Below are 16,353 nucleotides of genomic sequence, written 5' to 3'. Positions count from 1 at the left end.
CTAGCCCGCCCGAGGGGCAAGGGGAGGGGATTTGACGGTCGCCCGGACTGTCCGCCTGGGTCACTCCGCCGGTTCGGAATCCTCGGCCAGTTCCTGTTCCGCCTCGATCGCCGGCTGGCGGGTGAAGCCCTTGATGCCGGCATGTTGGTTGCGGTCGCGCTCGATCTCCACCGGCGAGGTGGCATAGGCGGTGATCAGCTCCGACAGCGAGCGCAGGGCGTGCATGTGGATGCGCTCGTAGCCATGCGAGGCATCGACGCCGAAGGTGATGAGGGCGGTGCGCACGTCGTGGCCGGCCTCGATCGCCGAGGCCGAATCCGAGCGGTAGAACTTGAAGATGTCCTTCTGGTAGCTGATGTCCTCGTCGATGCAGAGCCGCACCAGCTTCTTGGTCAGATGGAAGTCGAACGGGCCGGACTGGTCGGACATGCCGATGGTCACGCCGAATTCCGACGAGTTCTGGCCGGGCGCCGAAGTGCCGTTGTCGACGGCGATCATCGAGGCGACGTCGGGGGTGAGGATTGAGGCGGCGCCGACGCCCACCTCCTCGGCGATGGTGAACAGCCAGTGGATGTCCACCGGCGTCGAGACGCCCTCGCGCTCCATCGCCTCGATCGCTGCCAGCATCACCGCGACGCCGGCCTTGTTGTCGAGATGGCGCGAGACGATGAAGCCGTTTTCCATGAATTCGGGCTGCGGATCGATGGCGACCGTGTCGCCGATCTCGATCTTCAGCTTGTCGAGCTCCTCGCGATTGCGCGACAGGGCGTCGACGCGCATTTCGACATAGTCCCAGCCCACCGGCATGGTGTCGATTTCCATGTTGTAGGTATGGCCCGAGGCCTTCAGCGGCAGGATGGTGCCGCGATAGGTGCCGGCCTCGGTGAACAGCGTCGCGCGGGCGCCTTCGGCAAAGCGCGCCGACCACATGCCGATCGGCACCAGTTCCAGCCGGCCATTGTCCTTGAGCTGCTTCACCTGGGCGCCGAGCGTGTCGAGATGGCTGACGATGGCGCGGGCCGAGGCCCGGCGCGAGCCCTGGCGGACGGCCGAGATGGCGCCGCGGCGGGTCAGTTCGGCGGTCAGGCCGAGGCGCTCCAGCTCCTTGGCGACATGGCGCACGATGGTGTCCGTGTAACCGGTCGGACTGGGGATGGTGAGCAGCGCCTTGAGCTGGTCCGTCAGATACTGGGCATCGATGGCAAGCCGCGGCACTATTCGTCCTTCCGTGATTTCTGCTGCTGGTTCCTGGCTGCGCGCACTGAAAACGGTATCGACAGGGGAAACAAGAGGTCGATGAAACGCTCGGCCGTCGGCTGCGGCTCGTGATTGGCCAGACCCGGCCGCTCATTGGCCTCGATGAAGACGTAGTCGGGACGGCGCGGATCCTTGACCATCAGGTCGATGCCGGTCACCGGGATCTCGATCGCGCGGGCCGCGGCGATGGCCGCCTGGACCAGCGTCGGATGGACCTCGCCGGTGACGTCGTGGATGGTGCCGCCGGTGTGCAGATTGGCCGTCTTGCGCACGGCGATCCATTCGCCCTTGGGCAGGACGGAATCCATGTCGTAGCCGGCATTCTTCACGCAGCGCGCCGTCTCGGCGTCGTCGGGAATGCGGCTTTCGCCGCCGGTCGCGGCGGCGCGGCGACGCGACAGATGCTCGATCAGCTCGCGCACGCTGGAGCGGCCGTCGCCGGTGATGTGCGGCGGACGGCGCAGCGCGGCGGCCACCAGCCGGTAGTCGATAACGATGAGCCGCAGATCCTCGCCGTTGAAGCAGGCTTCCAGCAGCACCCGGTCGGATTGCTGGCGGGCCGCCGCGATGGCGGTCTTCGCGTCCTCCAGATTGTCGATGCCGACGGCGATGCCGCGGCCCTGTTCGCCGCGCGCCGGCTTCACCACGATGCTGCCATGGGTCTCGATGAAGGCGGCAATGGCCTCGTCGCCGACATCGGCGTCCATCTGTTCGGGCACCTTGACGCCGGCCGCCTCGACCGTGCGCCGGGTGACCGACTTGTCGTCGCAGATCGACATGGCGATGGCCGAGGTGAGCTCCGACAGGCTCTCGCGGCAATGGATCGTGCGGCCGCCCTGGGTCAGGCGGAAGAAGCCGCCCGGCGCGTCGGTGACCTCGGCATGGATGCCGCGCCGCCGGGCCTCGTCGACGATGATCCGGGCGTAGGGATTGAGATGGTCGTAATCGTCGTCGGTGCCGGTGAACAGCTTCTCGTTGATCTCGTTCTTGCGCTTCACGGCGAAATACGGGACCCGGTAGAAGCCGAGCTTGTCGTAGAGGGCGATCGCCTTGTCGTTGTCGTGCATCACCGACAGATCCATGAAGGCGCATTCGCGCGCCTGGAAATGCTCGGCAAGGCGCCGCACCAGCGCTTCGCCGATGCCGGGCTGGGTGGCCTGCGGATCGACCGCCAGGCACCAGAGCGAGGAGCCGTTCTCCGGGTCGTTGAAGGCGCGGCGATTGTGGACGCCGGTCACGGTGCCGATGATCGCGCCGGTGGTCTCGTCCTCGGCGACGAAATAGGTCAGCGCCCGGTTGTCGCGGTTCGACCAGAAGAAGCCGGGATGCACCTGCACCATGCCGCGGCTCTGGTAGATGCGGTTGACCTCGTTGGCATCCTGCTCCGACGACATGCGGCGGATGAAATAGCCGCGCGGCCGGCGCGGATCGCTGCGATAGGTGGCGAGATCCAGCCGGTAGGTGTGGGACGGGTCGAGAAAGATCTCCTGCGGCGCGTGGCTGAGCAGGACATGGGGATCGCGCACATAGAAGGCGATGTCGCGCCGCGCCGTGCCTTCCTCGCGCAGGCTGCTGACCAGCTCCTTGGGATCGTCAAAGGTCTGGCCGAAGACCAGCCGGCCCCAGCCGCAATCGAGAATGGCGTTTTCCTGCGCCTGGTAGGCGGCACCGCCCGGCTGGTTGATCGGCGGCTTCATGCCGTCGCGATGCATTCGCCGCAGGCGGTGCTTGTCGACCCCGTGCTGCTGCTTGTCTCTCATGTCGGCCATGGCGCGATCACAGCTCCTGCTGCTGAAGCCACATTTCCAGAAGCGCGACCTGCCAGAGTTCCGAGCCGCGCAGCGGCGTGATGTGGTCCGCCGGATTGGCGAACAGCGTGTCGAGATAGTCGTCGCGGAACAGGCCGCGCGAGCGGGCGCTGTCGGAGCGCAGCGTGTCCTGCACCATGTCGAGATAGGGGCCGGAGATGTATTTGAGCTGCGGGACCGGGAAGTAGCCCTTCTTGCGGTCGATCACCTCGGACGGGACGACCTGCCGGGCGACCTCCTTGAGGACGCCCTTGCCCTCCTGCTTGAGCTTTTCCTCGGCCGGCACGCGCGCGGCCAGCTCGACCAGCTCGTGGTCGAGGAACGGCACCCGCGCCTCCAGGCCCCAGGCCATGGTCATGTTGTCGACGCGCTTGACCGGATCGTCCACCAGCATGATGTGGGCGTCGACCCGCAGTGCCTTGTCGACCGGGTTGGTGGCGCCGGCCATGGCGAAATGGCGCTCGACGAATTCGCGGCTGACATCGCTGTCGGCATGCCATTCCGGCGAGATCTGCCGGCGCAGCGTCTCGTCGGAGCGGTCGAAGAAGGCGCGGCTGTAGGCGGCCAGCGGATCGTTGGCGCCGACCATCGGCGGGTACCAGTGATAGCCGCCGAAGATCTCGTCGGCGCCCTGGCCCGACTGGACCACCTTGATGTGCTTGGAGACCTCGCGCGACAGGAGGTAGAAGCCGACATTGTCGTAGGAGACCATCGGCTCCGACATGGCGGCGATGGTGCCCGGCAGATGCTCCATCAGCTCCGAGCCGGGCACGAAGATCTTGTGGTGCTCGGTGCCGTAGTGATTGGCGATCAGGTCGGAGAATTCGAATTCGTTGCCGACCTCGCCATTGGCGTCCTCGAAGCCGATCGAGAAGGTGTTGAGATCCTTCTGGCCGGCCTCGGCGAGGAGGCCGACGATCAGCGAGGAATCGACGCCGCCCGACAGCAGCACGCCGACCGGCACGTCGGCGACCATGCGGCGCGCGACCGCGGTCTTCAGCGACTCCATGACGAGGTCGCGCCAGTCGTTGGAGGACAGTTTCTCGTCGCCCGGCAGCGGCGCGAAGTTCGGCGCCCAGAACATCTCGTCGCTGTAGCTGCCATCGGCCTCGATCAGCCGCGTCGTCGCCGGCGGCAGCTTGCGCACGCCCTTGACGATGGTCAGCGGCGGCGGCACCACCGCGTGGAACGTCATGTAGTGGTGCAGCGCCTGGCGGTCGATCGAGGTGTCGACGTCGCCGGTGCGCAGGATCGCCTGCAGCGACGAGCCGACATAGAGGCGCCTGTCGTTCTGCGACAGATAGAGCGGCTTGATGCCGAAGCGGTCGCGGGCGAGCAGCACCCGGCCGGTCTCCCGCTCATGCAAAACGAAGGCGAACATGCCGTGGAAGCGCTTGACGCAGTCGCGGCCCCAGGCGTGGTACGCCTTCAGGATCACCTCGGTGTCGCCGTGGGAGAAGAAGCGGTAGCCCTTGCCCTCCAGCTCCTGGCGCAGTTCCGGGTAATTGTAGATGCAGCCATTGAAGGCGATGGTCAGGCCGAGATCTGGATCGACCATCGGCTGCTCGGCCTTCTCGCTCAGATCGATGATCTTCAGCCGACGATGGCCGAGGCCGACCCGGCCGCGCACCACCTGGCCGGACCCGTCCGGGCCGCGGCGCTCGAGGCAGGCGGACATTCTGGAAATGCGTTCCGGCGACGCCGAATTTCCGTCAAACCGGATCTCACCGCAAATTCCGCACATGTCGCCTCCAGAGCCTGTCTCGTCGTCGTGGCGCCCGCCTGCGATGCGGCCGGGCGCTCGGGTGAAACGGGCATATAGGCCGCGCAGGCCGGACATGAACCGAAGCGGCCGAGATTTTGCCGCGGTGCAGCGAGGTCGCGCCGCGGCAGGCCGCCCTCAGGGCCGCAGGAAGACCTTGCCGCGGTTCATGCCTTCGAGAGCCCCGGCGAGCCGGTCCGGCGCCTCGGCGAGCGGGATGGTCTCGGCGACATCGGTCTTCCAGGCACCGCTGATGAAGCGCTTCTGCACTTCGGTGAAGGCTTCGACCCGCTGTTCGGGCGTCGCGCGGCCGAGCCACTCGGTCAGCCAGAAGCCCTCGATCACCTTCTTCATGAACACCATCTGGCCCAGCGCCGGCAGGCGCGGCGCCTCCTGCGAGAGCTTGCCGTAGATCACCCAGTGCGACCCGGCCGGCATGGCCGAGAAGATCGTCGCCGAATGATTGTCTGCCACGGCGTCGAGCAGCATCTTCGGCTGGTTCTGCTTCATCGCCTGCAGGAGCATGTCCTCGAAATCCTCCCGGGCGGTGTTCAGCACCGTGCCCGCGCCGAGGCCTTCCAGCGTGCTGCGATGCTCCTCGCGGCGCACGACCGCGATGGCGTGCATGCCCATGTCGCGGGCAAGCGAGGCCATCAGCTTGCAGAGCTGGCTGGCGCCGGCGGTCATCACGAAGGAATTCGCGCCGTGCTCCTTTGCCAGGTGCACCATGGCCCAGGCGCTGAGCGGATTGACGATCAGCGCCGCCGCATCCTCGTCGCGCATCTGCGGCGCCAGCGGCACGACCGCTCCGGCATCGGTGAGGGCATATTGCGCCCAGGCGCCGGTCCCGGTGCGCGCCACCGACACAGCGACGCGCTGGCCGACCAGCTTGGCCGCCGCCGGGTCCTCGCCGGCCGCCACGACCTCGCCCATCGCCTCGAAGCCGGCGGCGACGCCCTTGCGCCGCGGCTGGCCGTATTCGCCCTTGATGTAGTGGAGATCGGACGGGTTGATGTTGGCAAGGCCGATGCGGACCAGCACCTGCCGGCCTTCCGGCTTCGGCACGGCGATCTCCTCCAGCGAGACCCAGTCCTTCAGGTCCGCGATGGTCGGGCCTTCGGCGGTGCCGGAATAGCCGTCATATTTGAGGACGAGCGCCTGCATCGTATCGGGAATGGCGGACATGGATGTCTCCGGAAACGGGATGTCTTGTGTGCGAACGCGTGACCGGGCCGTCGGTTTCGGCCCGGCGCGAGCTGCATCTTAGGGAACGAGGACGATCTTGCCGGTGGTCTGGCGGTCGTGCATGCGGCGCAGGACATCGGCGGCATCGCTGAGCTTCGCCCGTTCCGACACATGCGGGCGGACGCTGCCGTCGACGGCCCAGCCCATCAGCTCGCGCATGTTCTCGGCGAAGACCGCGGGCTCCTTGCGGGTGAAGGCGCCCCAGAACACGCCGACAAGGCTGTAGCCCTTCACCAGGGCAAGATTGACCGGCAGCTTCGGGATGGTGCCGGAGGCGAAGCCGATGACCAGGAGGCGGCCGTTCCAGGCCATCGACCGGGCCAGCGCGTCGAAGGCCTCCCCGCCGACGGGGTCGAAGGCGACGTCGACGCCGGCGCCGTCGGTCAGCCGCTTGATGTCGCCGCGCAGATCCTCGTAGCCGATCGCCTCGTCGGCGCCCTCGGCTTTCGCCAGCGCCTGCTTTTCGGCCGACGATGCGACGGCGATCACCCGCGCGCCCATGGTCTTGCCGATCTGGATGGCGGCAAGCCCCGTGGCGCCGGCCGCGCCGAGGACGAGCAGGGTCTCGCCGGGCTTGAGGTCGGCGCGCTGCTTCAGCGCATGATGGGCGGTGCCGTAGCCGCAGACGAGGGCGCAGGCGATTCCGGCATCGAAACCGTCGGGCAGGGGCATCGCCGCAGCCTCGTCCACCGCGACCTTCTCGGCAAAGGCGCCGAGCTGCATCGAGGCGACGACCCGGTCGCCGACCTTGAGCCGGCTCACCTCGGGGCCGACCGCCACGACCGTGCCAGCGCTTTCCATGCCCGGAACGAAGGGCAGATCGGGCTTGGCCTGATACAGCCCCTGGACGAGCAGGCCGTCCGGATAGTTCACGCCGACCGCCTCGGCCTCGATGACGACCTCGCGGCCCTTCGGCGACGGTTCGTCGACATCCTTGTAGGCGAGGTTCTCGATCGGACCGTAGTCTTCGCAGACGATGGCTTTCATGGAAGTTCCTAAGGGCTTGCGGCCGGCACCATCACGGCATCACGGCATCACGGCATCACGGCATCACGGCATCGCGGTTGCGCGGAGGCTGCGCAGACGGGGCCGGCGTGGTTTCAGGACAGGCGTTCGGCGATCCAAAGCTTGATCAGCGCCTGGCGGGTCACGCCGAGGCGCCGGGCCTGCTGGTCCAGACCCGTCACGACCCAGGCGGGGAAGTCGACATTGACGCGCCGGGTTTCGACATTGGGCCGCCGGGCCTTCGACCAGTCGATCTGGTCGCTCACATCCTCGCCGGCGTCGAATGCCGCATCGAGATCATGCGCTTTCATAGAATGCGACCTCCTGTTGTCTGGCCCGCCGCACGGAAATCAGCCGGACCCTGCCGGCGCGAACGGCATAGATGGCCGCCCAGTGTTTCTCGCCGATCCGGCCGATCGCCAGGAAGCGGGGTTCGTCGTCGGTGCGGGCCGGCGCCTCGATCATCCACGGATCGTCCCAGATGCGCTGGGCGTCCTCGAAGTCGATACCGTGCTTGGCCTTGTTCGCCGTGCTCTTGTTCGGATCGTACTCGAACTGCATGGGTCATATTGGTATGGAAACGGCGCAGTTTCCATACCTTTCCACCATGCTGACCGAGGCGGCCTGACCGCCCCGGTCTCGCTGATCCGGCGTCAGACCTTCTGCTGGGTGTGCTTGGCCAGTTCCCAGCGCGCCACCTGACGGCGATGCACGGCGTCGGGGCCGTCGGCAAGCCGCAGGGTGCGGACATGGGTCCACATGCGGGCCAGCGGCGTGTCCTGCGAAATGCCTTCGCCGCCGAACATCTGCACCGCCTCGTCGATCACCGACAGGGCGACGTTGGGGGCGACGACCTTGATCTGGCTGATCCATGGCGCGGCGGCCCGCTGGTCGCCCTGGTCCATCATCCAGGCCGCCTTCAGGCAGAGCAGGCGGGCCATCTCGATATCCATGCGGCACTTGGCGATAATGTCGTAATTGGCGCCGAGCTGGGCCAGCGGCTTGCCGAAGGCCTCGCGGCGCAGCGACCGGGCGCACATCATCTCCAGTGCCGCCTCGGCATGGCCGATGGCGCGCATGCAATGGTGGATGCGGCCGGGTCCGAGCCGGCCCTGGGCCACTTCGAAGCCGCGGCCTTCCTCCAGGATCATCGCCGATTTCGGCACCCGCACGTCGGTGAAGCGGATATGCATGTGGCCGTGGGGCGCGTCGTCGTCGCCATAGACGGTCATGGCGCGCAGGATCTCGATGCCCGGCGTGTCGGCCGGCACCAGGATCATCGAATGGCGCTTGTGCTTGGGCAGGTCGTCGCCGCCGGTCTTGACCATGACGATGTAGATCTCGCAGCGCGGATCGCCGGCGCCGGACGACCACCATTTCTCGCCGTTCAGCACGTAGTCGTCGCCGTCGGCGACACAGGGCATCGACACGTTGGTGGCGTCGGAAGAGGCGACGTCCGGCTCGGTCATCAGATAGGCCGAGCGGATCTCGCCATCGAGCAGGCGCGGCAGCCACGGCGCCTGCTGCTCGGGCGTGCAATAGCGCTCGAAGACTTCCATGTTGCCGGTGTCGGGGGCCGAGCAGTTGAAGGTCTCGGCGCCCAGATGCGTCTTGCCCATCTCCTCGGCGAGATAGGCGTATTCGACGGTGGACAGGCCGTAGCCGCGCTCGGAATCGGTCAGCCAGAAATTCCACAGCTTGCGGCTCTTGGCCGTCGCCTTCAGCCCTTCGAGGATTTCCTTCTGGCGGGCGGTATAGATCCAGCGGCCTTCCTTCGGCACCTCGGCGAGGAATTCCTCGCCGGCCGGCGTGATCTCGTTGCGCACCATGTCGCGCACCGCCGCATGGATCGGCTTCAGCCGCTCGGTCATGCCCAGTGCCATCGCGCCGTTCTGTTCGTTCATCGGTCGAATTCCTCCTCAAGAATGCTGTCGTCGGCACCGGCGCCGCGCAATGCAAAGAATGCCAGGTCGCGGGCGATGGTCCGGCGATCGTCCGCCGTCTCGCCGTCCCGCTCCCGATACCAGAAGACCGGCGAGTTGATTACCGCCAGGAATGTCTTGCCCGCCAGGGAGATGTCGCTCGTCGCCGGCAGGTCGCCCTGGGTCCGCGCTTCGGCGATCACCCCGCGGAACAACGCCTCGTAGCGGTCCCGCTCGGCGATCAGCGTGTCGAGCGACGCCTTGTCCTCCGGCGTCGTCGGATTGTTGAGATGCCGCGAGACGCCCTGCAGGATCACCAGCTGGAAGTGTACCTCGTGCATCATCGTCATGATGTGCGCCTCGGCCATGGCCCGCAGCCGCGTCACCGCCCGGTCGCGCGACTGGGCATGCGGGGTGACGGCGGCGAAATCCAGCGCCATGCCGTGCTGGCAGACGTCGAAGAACAGATCGTTCTTCGAGCGGTAGTAATGATAGACGATGCCCTTGGTGGCGCCCATGCGGCGGGCGACGTCGTCGATCGACGCCGCGGCATAGCCGCTTTCGCCGAAGGCCCGGGCCGCGGCGGCCAGGATCGACGCCCGCACGCCGTCCGGATCGCCATCGCCGCCGCGCGCCGCCACGAAGTCCCGGTCGCGCCGCGAGCGCGACGGCGCCGCCGCCCGGCGCGGCCGGGCCCCGGTCTCCTGAGTGTCGCCTGTGGTTCTCGCGCTCGTCATCCTGTCGCCACTGGACATACTCGCGAGTATGATGTCAATTGCGGCACGAAGGATTTCGCGTCGCGCCGTCGCCGGACGGGCGTCGCCGCAAGCGACCGGGAGGGACCGCCGATGACCATGCCGATGCTGGAACGCCTGTTTTCCGTCGAGGGCAAGATCGCACTCGTGACCGGCGGTGCGACGGGCATCGGCCGGATGATTGCGACAGCGCTGGCCGGCGGCGGCGCGCGGGTTCTCATCGCATCCCGCAAGGCCGAGGCCTGCGAGGCGACGGCAGCCGAGATCAATGCCGAGGGCCATCCGGGCACGGTCGAGGGCTTTGCCGGGGACGTGTCCAGCGAGGCGGGTGTGGCCGCGCTGGCCGAGGCGGTGCAGGCCCGCACCGACCGGCTCGACATCCTGTTCAACAATGCCGGTGTCTCCTGGGGCGCGCCGCTGGAAGAGTTTCCCTACAGCGCCTGGGCAAAGGTCATGGGGGTCAATGTCGCGGGCCTCTTCACCGTGACCCAGCGGCTGCTGCCGCTGCTGGAGAAGTCCGCCAGCGCCGAGGACCCGGCCCGGATCGTCAATCTCGGCTCGGTGATGGGCGCAGCGCCCCTGGCCGAGAACGTCTATTCCTACGCGGCCTCCAAGGCGGCGGTGCATCATCTGACGCGCTGCCTCGCCAAGGAATTCGCCGCGCGCCACATCACCGTCAACGCCTTTGCGCCGGGCCCCTTCCAGTCGAAGATGACGGCCTTCGCGACGGGCACGGACGAAAAGGCCGCCGCGGTCGGGCGCGGCGTTCCGATGGGCCGGATCGGCGCGCCGGACGATATTGCCGGGGCGGCCCTGTTCCTTTGCGGCCGGGGCGGCGCATATACCACGGGCGCGATCCTGCCGCTGGACGGCGGCATCGGGGTCGAGACCGGTCACGAACTGTTCGAGGAGCACTGATGGAACTGGATTCGGTCGCCGCGACCGAGGCGGCCCTGAAGGCCCGCCTGGTCTCGATGGAGGCCTATCGCGCCCATCTCGATGGCGCGCCGCTCACCTCCGACTGGATGACCGTCGACCAGACGATGATCGACGGCTTCGCGGCCGCGACACGCGACTACCAGTTCATCCATGTGGACCCGGAGCGGGCGAAGGCCGAAACGCCCTTCGGCGGCACCATCGCCCATGGCTTCCTGACCATCTCGCTGCTGTCGCCGCTCGCCTATGACGCGCTGCCCGGCGTGAAGACCACCCGGATGGGCATCAATTACGGCTTCGATCGCGTGCGCTTCCTCAATCCGGTCAAGGCCGGGGCGCGTGTGCGCGGCGTCTTCAAGATGGTCGCGCTCGCCGAGCGCGCGGTCAGCCTGCAGACCACCTGGGACGCCTCGGTCGAGATCGAGGGCGCCACCAAGCCGGCCCTGACCGCGCAGTGGATCACGCTGGCGGTACTGGAACCGCCGACCGACTGAGCCGACGCCCACCGCCACATGCGCGCACCAACCGAGGGAACACCTAACCCATGAGAGAAGCGGTCATCGTCTCGACGGCCCGCACGCCGATCGGCAAGGCCTATCGCGGCGCCTTCAACGACACCCAGGCCCAGGCGCTGGGCGGGCACGCCATCCGCCACGCGGTCGAGCGCGCCGGCGTCGATCCGGCCGAGATCGAGGATGTGGTGATGGGTGCGGCCCTGCAGCAGGGCTCCACCGGCACCAACATCGCCCGCCAGTGTGCGCTGCGCGCCGGCCTGCCGACGCAGGTCGCCGGCATGTCGGTGGACCGGCAATGCGCCTCCGGCCTGATGGGCATCGCCATCGCCGCCAAGCAGATCGTCCAGGACAACATGACCGTGGCGGTCGGCGGCGGGCTGGAATCGGTGTCGCTGGTCCAGAACGACAAGATGAACATGTTCCGCGCCGCCGATCCCTGGCTGCGCGAGCACCGGCCCGACCTCTACATGTCGATGCTGGAGACCGCCGAGATCGTCGCCGACCGCTATGGCATCTCGCGCGAGGACCAGGACGCCTTCGCGTTGCAGTCGCAGCAGCGCACGGCCGCCGCCCAGGAGGCCGGCCGCTACGACAACGAGATTGTGCCGATGACCGTGACCATGAAGGTCAAGGATCGCGAGACCGGCGAGATCTCCGATCGCGAGGTCACCATCGACCGCGACGAGGGCAACCGGCCCCAGACGACGCTCGCCGATCTTGAGAAGCTGAACCCGGTCTTCAAGGACGGCCAGGAGGTCGCCGAAGGGCGCTTCATCACCGCCGGCAACGCCTCGCAGCTCTCCGATGGCGCCTCCGCCGCGGTGCTGATGGAAGCCCGTGACGCCGAACGCCGCGGCCTGCAGCCGCTCGGCCGCTATGCCGGCATCGCGGTGGCCGGCTGCGATCCCGACGAGATGGGCATCGGCCCGGTCTTCGCAGTGCCCAAGCTCCTGGAAAAGAACGGCCTGAAGATCGGCGACATCGGCCTGTGGGAGCTGAACGAGGCCTTCGCCTCCCAGGCGATCTATTGCCGCGACAGGCTCGGCATCTCCGGCGAGATCCTCAATGTCGATGGCGGCGCGATCTCGATCGGCCATCCCTACGGCATGTCCGGCGCCCGCATGGCCGGCCACGCGCTCATCGAGGGGAAGCGGCGCGGCGTGCGCTGGGTCGTCGTGACCATGTGCGTCGGCGGCGGCATGGGCGCGGCCGGCCTCTTCGAGGTCCTGTGAAAGGCGCACGATGACGACTGACGGCGACGACCGGACGATCGACGAAGCGGCGCTCGGCCAGTATCTGGAAGAGCATGTGGAGGGCTTCCACGGGCTCGAACGGATGGTCAAGTTCCAGGCGGGACAGTCGAACCCCACCTGGCGGCTCGATGCCGAGAGCGGCACCTATGTCCTGCGCGCCAAGCCGCCGGGCGAACTGCTGAAATCCGCCCATCAGGTGGACCGCGAGTTCCGCGTCATGCAGGCGCTCGCCGGCAGCGACGTGCCGGTGCCGCGCATGTTGCATCTGGCGAGCGAGAGCCAGTCGCCGCTCGGCCGGACCTTCTTCGTCATGGAGCATTGCGATGGCCGCATCTTCTGGGACCCGGCCCTGCCGGAAATCGCCACCCCCGAAGAGCGCGGGGCGATCTACGACGCCATGAACGCCGCGCTGGCGGCGCTGCATTCGGTGGACGTGGATTCGGTGGGGCTTGCTGATTTCGGCCGGCCGGGAAGCTATTTCGAGCGCCAGCTCTCGCGCTGGACCGAGCAGTACCGGCAGTCGAAGATCGATCCGATCCCGGCGATGGACGAGCTGATCGCCTGGCTGGAGAAGAACCTGCCGCCCGATGACGGCGCGTCCGGCCTCGTCCATGGCGATTTCCGCCTCGACAACATGATCTTCGCCAAGAAGGAGCCGACGATCCTGGCGGTTCTCGACTGGGAATTGTCGACGCTGGGCCATCCGCTGGCCGATCTGTCCTACCAGTGCATGCAGTGGCGCCTGCCCAATGCCGGCTCCTTCAAGGGGCTGGGCGACCTCGACCGGGCCGCCCTCGGCATTCCGACCGAGGAGCAGTATGTGGCGCGCTATTGCGAGCGACGCGGCATCGACGGCATCGACCATTGGCCGTTCTATGTCGCCTTCTCCTTCTTCCGGCTCGCGGCGATCCTGCAGGGCGTCTTCAAGCGCTACACCCAGGGCAACGCCTCCAATCCGGAGAAGGCCAAGGTCTATGGCCGCAACGTGCCGGTCCTGGCGCAGCTCGCCGTCGACCTGATCGAGAAGGAAGCCTGATGGCGCGCTTTGCGGGCAGGGCGGTTCTCGTCTCGGGGGCGGCCGGCGGTTTCGGCCGGGCCATCGCCACGGTGCTCGCTGCCGAAGGGGCACGGCTGGTCCTCACAGACCGGGACGAGGGCTCGCTGGAGGCCCTCGCCGCCGAACTCACCGGCACGGAAATCGTGACGCTGGCAGGCGACGTCTCGCGCGAGACAACCGCCTCCGCGCTGGTGGATCTGGCGACCGAGCGCTTCGGCGGCCTCGACATCGCCATTAACAATGCCGGCATCGCCCATGACTACAAGCGCCTGCAGGAGATCGGTGCCGAAGAGGCCGAGCGGGTGATCGCCGTCGATTTGATGGGCGTGTTCTTCGCCATGAAGCACCAGATCGCGGCGATGAATGCGCGCTTTGCCAGCGACGGCACCAAGGCGGCGATCGTCAATGTCGCCTCGGTCGCAGGGCTTGGCGGGGCGCCGCTTCTGTCGGTCTATGCCGCCGCCAAGCACGGCGTGATCGGCCTGACGAAATCCGCCGCCGCCGAGAACGCCCGACGCGGCCTGCGCATCAACGCCGTCTGCCCGTCCTTCGCCCGCACCGCCATGGTGCTGGGTGCGCCGGGTTCCCTGGCCGGGGCCACGGAGGCGAGCGAGGCCGAGCAGAAGATCGTCCGCGGCATTCCGATGCGCCGGCTCGCCGAGATCGACGAGGTGGTGACGGCGGTGCTGTTTGCGGCCGACCCGGCCAATGGCTTCATGACCGGCGCGGCCATTCCCGTCGATGGCGGCCTGACGGCGATCTGAACCGCCGGCCGGCGCTCCGGCTCGATTTTCCGGCGCGTTTCCCCTAGGTCTCGGGCGGGCGCCCGAAGCGAGAAGGACGAACCATGGCCGCACAGCCACCGATCTGCGACTTCGGCTGGAAGGCGATCGACGCCGAACTCATCGGCGTCGACGGCAAGCAGCATCGCATCTTCGACCACAAGCGCGAAAACGGCCTGCTGGTCGCCTTCATCTGCAATCACTGCCCCTATGTGAAGGCGATGATCGAGCGGCTGGTCCGCGACGCGACCGAACTGGCGGAGCTGGGCATCGGCACGGTGGCGATCTCATCCAACGACGCCGAGCGCTTCCCGGAGGATTCCTTCGAGCGGATGCAGGATTTCGCGCGCCAGCACGCATTCCCGTTCCCGTATCTCTACGACGAGGACCAGAGCGTCGCCCGGGCCTATGGCGCGGTCTGCACGCCGGATTTCTTCGGCTTCAACGGCGATCTCGGCCTGCAATACCGCGGCCGCATCGATGCTTCGCGCAAGGTCGTCGCGCCCGAGGGCACGGCGCGCGACCTCTTCGACGCCATGCGCCAGGTCGCCGAGACCGGCAAGGGGCCCGCCGAGCAGATCCCCTCCATCGGCTGTTCGATCAAATGGAAGGAAACCGCCTGATGGCCGGGAACTGGCCGCAGGCGGTCCTCTTCGATCTCGACGGCACCCTCGTTGATTCCGCCCCCGACATCCACGCCGCGCTGAACGAGACGCTGGCAAGCTATGGCGAGCCGCCCTTTACGCTGGAGGCGGTGACCCGCATGGTCGGCCGCGGCGTGCCGGTGCTCATCGAACGGGCCTGGGAGGGCCTCGGCAAGAGCATCGACCCGGCCGAGCGCGACCGCGTGGTCGATCGCTTCCTGGCGATCTACGAGCCGCGCGCCACCGAACTAACGACGCTGACCGCCGGCGCCAGCGAGGCGACCCGTGCGCTGGTCGATGCCGGCACCCCGATCGGCGTCGTCACCAACAAGCCCGAGGCCGCAACGCGCGAGATCCTCAGCCATTTCGGCCTGTCGGAACTGATGCAGGTGGTGGTCGGCGGCGATGCCGGCCCGGCGAAGAAGCCCGAGCCGGGCCTTCTGCTCCTCGCCTGCGAGCGCCTGGGCCTTGCGGTCGATCAGGTCGTCTTCGTCGGCGACAGCGAGAACGACGTCGCCGCCGCCAAGGCCGCCGGCATGGCGGTCGTCGTGCTGCGGGGTGGCTATACGAGCATCGCCGCCGACGATCTCGGCGCGGATGCGGTCATCGACCGGCTCGACGGGCTCGGCGCCGCCGTTTCGACCTTGCGGTCCGCCCCGGCCTGACGCCGCTCTCCCGAGAAACGGGATGCACGCCTGACCGCACAGGGATCCTGCGCGGCCAGGCTTCCCGGCGACATTCGCGACCCTATCTTGGTTCTATCGGCGACCGCGCGTCGAACCCTGCGTGGGTCCGGCGGTGCCGGGCATCTCGACGGATGTTGCAGGTTCCGCGTCGCAGGTCGGATGAATGCGCGGCTAACGTCATTTCCCCGTCGCAGTCTCCTGCTTCGCTGAATGCGAATCCTAGTTCCGTTTCAAAGTATTTGGAGACGAGACATGGTCAGGATCGACGACGCGGAGGCCGTGCGCAGGCTGGCCTACGAAATCTGGGAACGCGAAGGCCGGCCGACCGGCCGCGAGCATGAGCACTGGGCCGAGGCCAACCGGATCATGGCCGCGCGCAACCCGGTGACGGCGGCGGAACCGGCGGACGAACCCCGCTGGAACCGCATCGAGGCCGAGCGTGCCGAAGCCGATGCCCTGCGCCGTGCGCTGTGGACGCCGGAACCCTTCTCCACCGAATTGTTCGGCCAGCGGCTGGCCAATCCCAAGCCCCGCATCTGGTCGCGCCACGCCCAGCCGTCCCCGGTGCCGGTGGTCGAGGGCCGGCCGGCCGGCGGCGGTGCGCGGGGGTGATCGTCCCGCGCGGGCGATGAGCTGCGTTGCGCTTGAAAAGACCTGTGGCGGTCTTTCCGGGAGGCCATGACATGAGCGCGTCCCGGGTTTGTGCGACCCCCATTCTTTAGAACG

General features: G+C 67.7%; 17 protein-coding genes. 8 read left to right on the top strand and 9 right to left on the bottom strand.

Translation table 11 applies throughout. The features are described 5' to 3' along the window. Nucleotides 1-60 precede the first annotated feature (60 nt). From H9Q09_RS03000 to H9Q09_RS02960, 9 genes are all read right to left on the bottom strand, one after another. The gene (locus H9Q09_RS03000; RefSeq protein WP_024349608.1) at nucleotides 61-1,215 is read right to left on the bottom strand and encodes an osmoprotectant NAGGN system M42 family peptidase; all 1,155 of its coding nucleotides are present in this window, start codon (nucleotides 1,213-1,215) and stop codon (nucleotides 61-63) included. After that, nucleotides 1,215-3,026, bottom strand: a complete 1,812-nt coding sequence (ngg, locus tag H9Q09_RS02995; RefSeq protein ID WP_187389848.1) for an N-acetylglutaminylglutamine synthetase — start codon at nucleotides 3,024-3,026, stop codon at nucleotides 1,215-1,217. The genes H9Q09_RS03000 and ngg overlap by 1 nt, the downstream gene beginning before the upstream one ends. 7 nt (nucleotides 3,027-3,033) lie before the next feature. After that, the gene (locus tag H9Q09_RS02990; RefSeq protein ID WP_187389847.1) at nucleotides 3,034-4,809 is read right to left on the bottom strand and encodes an N-acetylglutaminylglutamine amidotransferase; all 1,776 of its coding nucleotides are present in this window, start codon (nucleotides 4,807-4,809) and stop codon (nucleotides 3,034-3,036) included. Nucleotides 4,810-4,965: 156 nt separating this feature from the next. After that, the gene (locus tag H9Q09_RS02985; RefSeq protein ID WP_187389846.1) at nucleotides 4,966-6,012 is read right to left on the bottom strand and encodes a zinc-binding dehydrogenase; all 1,047 of its coding nucleotides are present in this window, start codon (nucleotides 6,010-6,012) and stop codon (nucleotides 4,966-4,968) included. Between the two features lie 78 nt (nucleotides 6,013-6,090). Further along, on the bottom strand, nucleotides 6,091-7,059 hold the full coding sequence (locus H9Q09_RS02980; RefSeq protein WP_187389845.1) for an NADPH:quinone oxidoreductase family protein: 969 nt from the start codon (nucleotides 7,057-7,059) through the stop codon (nucleotides 6,091-6,093). A 113-nt stretch (nucleotides 7,060-7,172) separates the two neighbouring features. Continuing rightward, on the bottom strand, nucleotides 7,173-7,388 hold the full coding sequence (locus H9Q09_RS02975) for a hypothetical protein (RefSeq protein ID WP_024349613.1): 216 nt from the start codon (nucleotides 7,386-7,388) through the stop codon (nucleotides 7,173-7,175). Further along, nucleotides 7,375-7,638 (bottom strand): BrnT family toxin, encoded by a 264-nt coding sequence (locus H9Q09_RS02970; protein ID WP_187389844.1) that lies wholly within the window; start codon nucleotides 7,636-7,638, stop codon nucleotides 7,375-7,377. The genes H9Q09_RS02975 and H9Q09_RS02970 overlap by 14 nt, the downstream gene beginning before the upstream one ends. A gap of 92 nt (nucleotides 7,639-7,730) precedes the next feature. After that, nucleotides 7,731-8,960: an acyl-CoA dehydrogenase family protein gene (locus H9Q09_RS02965; RefSeq protein WP_187390128.1), complete on the bottom strand. Its 1,230-nt coding sequence runs from the start codon at nucleotides 8,958-8,960 to the stop codon at nucleotides 7,731-7,733. Nucleotides 8,961-8,977: 17 nt separating this feature from the next. Next, nucleotides 8,978-9,736, bottom strand: a complete 759-nt coding sequence (locus H9Q09_RS02960; protein ID WP_187389843.1) for a TetR/AcrR family transcriptional regulator — start codon at nucleotides 9,734-9,736, stop codon at nucleotides 8,978-8,980. A gap of 117 nt (nucleotides 9,737-9,853) precedes the next feature. Between H9Q09_RS02960 and H9Q09_RS02955 the strand changes: the two genes are divergently transcribed. The 8 genes from H9Q09_RS02955 (at nucleotide 9,854) to H9Q09_RS02920 (ending at nucleotide 16,239) form a co-directional block, all read left to right on the top strand. Next, entirely contained in the window at nucleotides 9,854-10,672 is an 819-nt protein-coding gene (locus H9Q09_RS02955; protein ID WP_187390127.1) for an SDR family oxidoreductase, read from the top strand. A 56-nt stretch (nucleotides 10,673-10,728) separates the two neighbouring features. Next, nucleotides 10,729-11,184: a MaoC family dehydratase gene (locus tag H9Q09_RS02950; RefSeq protein WP_187390126.1), complete on the top strand. Its 456-nt coding sequence runs from the start codon at nucleotides 10,729-10,731 to the stop codon at nucleotides 11,182-11,184. Between the two features lie 50 nt (nucleotides 11,185-11,234). Then, on the top strand, nucleotides 11,235-12,437 hold the full coding sequence (locus H9Q09_RS02945; protein WP_187389842.1) for an acetyl-CoA C-acyltransferase: 1,203 nt from the start codon (nucleotides 11,235-11,237) through the stop codon (nucleotides 12,435-12,437). A gap of 10 nt (nucleotides 12,438-12,447) precedes the next feature. Beyond that, nucleotides 12,448-13,494 (top strand): phosphotransferase, encoded by a 1,047-nt coding sequence (locus tag H9Q09_RS02940; protein WP_187389841.1) that lies wholly within the window; start codon nucleotides 12,448-12,450, stop codon nucleotides 13,492-13,494. Continuing rightward, complete coding sequence (locus tag H9Q09_RS02935; protein ID WP_187389840.1) at nucleotides 13,494-14,279, top strand: SDR family NAD(P)-dependent oxidoreductase; 786 nt, start codon at nucleotides 13,494-13,496, stop codon at nucleotides 14,277-14,279. Before H9Q09_RS02940 ends, H9Q09_RS02935 begins: the two co-directional genes overlap by 1 nt. A gap of 83 nt (nucleotides 14,280-14,362) precedes the next feature. Next, on the top strand, nucleotides 14,363-14,920 hold the full coding sequence (locus H9Q09_RS02930) for a thioredoxin family protein (protein ID WP_187389839.1): 558 nt from the start codon (nucleotides 14,363-14,365) through the stop codon (nucleotides 14,918-14,920). Beyond that, the gene (gene gph / locus H9Q09_RS02925; protein ID WP_187389838.1) at nucleotides 14,920-15,606 is read left to right on the top strand and encodes a phosphoglycolate phosphatase; all 687 of its coding nucleotides are present in this window, start codon (nucleotides 14,920-14,922) and stop codon (nucleotides 15,604-15,606) included. The genes H9Q09_RS02930 and gph overlap by 1 nt, the downstream gene beginning before the upstream one ends. Before the next feature lie 273 nt (nucleotides 15,607-15,879). Next, complete coding sequence (locus H9Q09_RS02920; RefSeq protein ID WP_187389837.1) at nucleotides 15,880-16,239, top strand: DUF2934 domain-containing protein; 360 nt, start codon at nucleotides 15,880-15,882, stop codon at nucleotides 16,237-16,239. Nucleotides 16,240-16,353 lie beyond the last annotated feature (114 nt).

It is taken from the genome of Aurantimonas sp. DM33-3, assembly GCF_014334315.1.
Classification (GTDB): Bacteria; Pseudomonadota; Alphaproteobacteria; order Rhizobiales; family Rhizobiaceae; genus Aurantimonas; species Aurantimonas coralicida.
The sequence above is the reverse complement of the archived record's forward strand: the minus strand, read 5'-3'. Positions and strand labels throughout refer to the sequence as shown.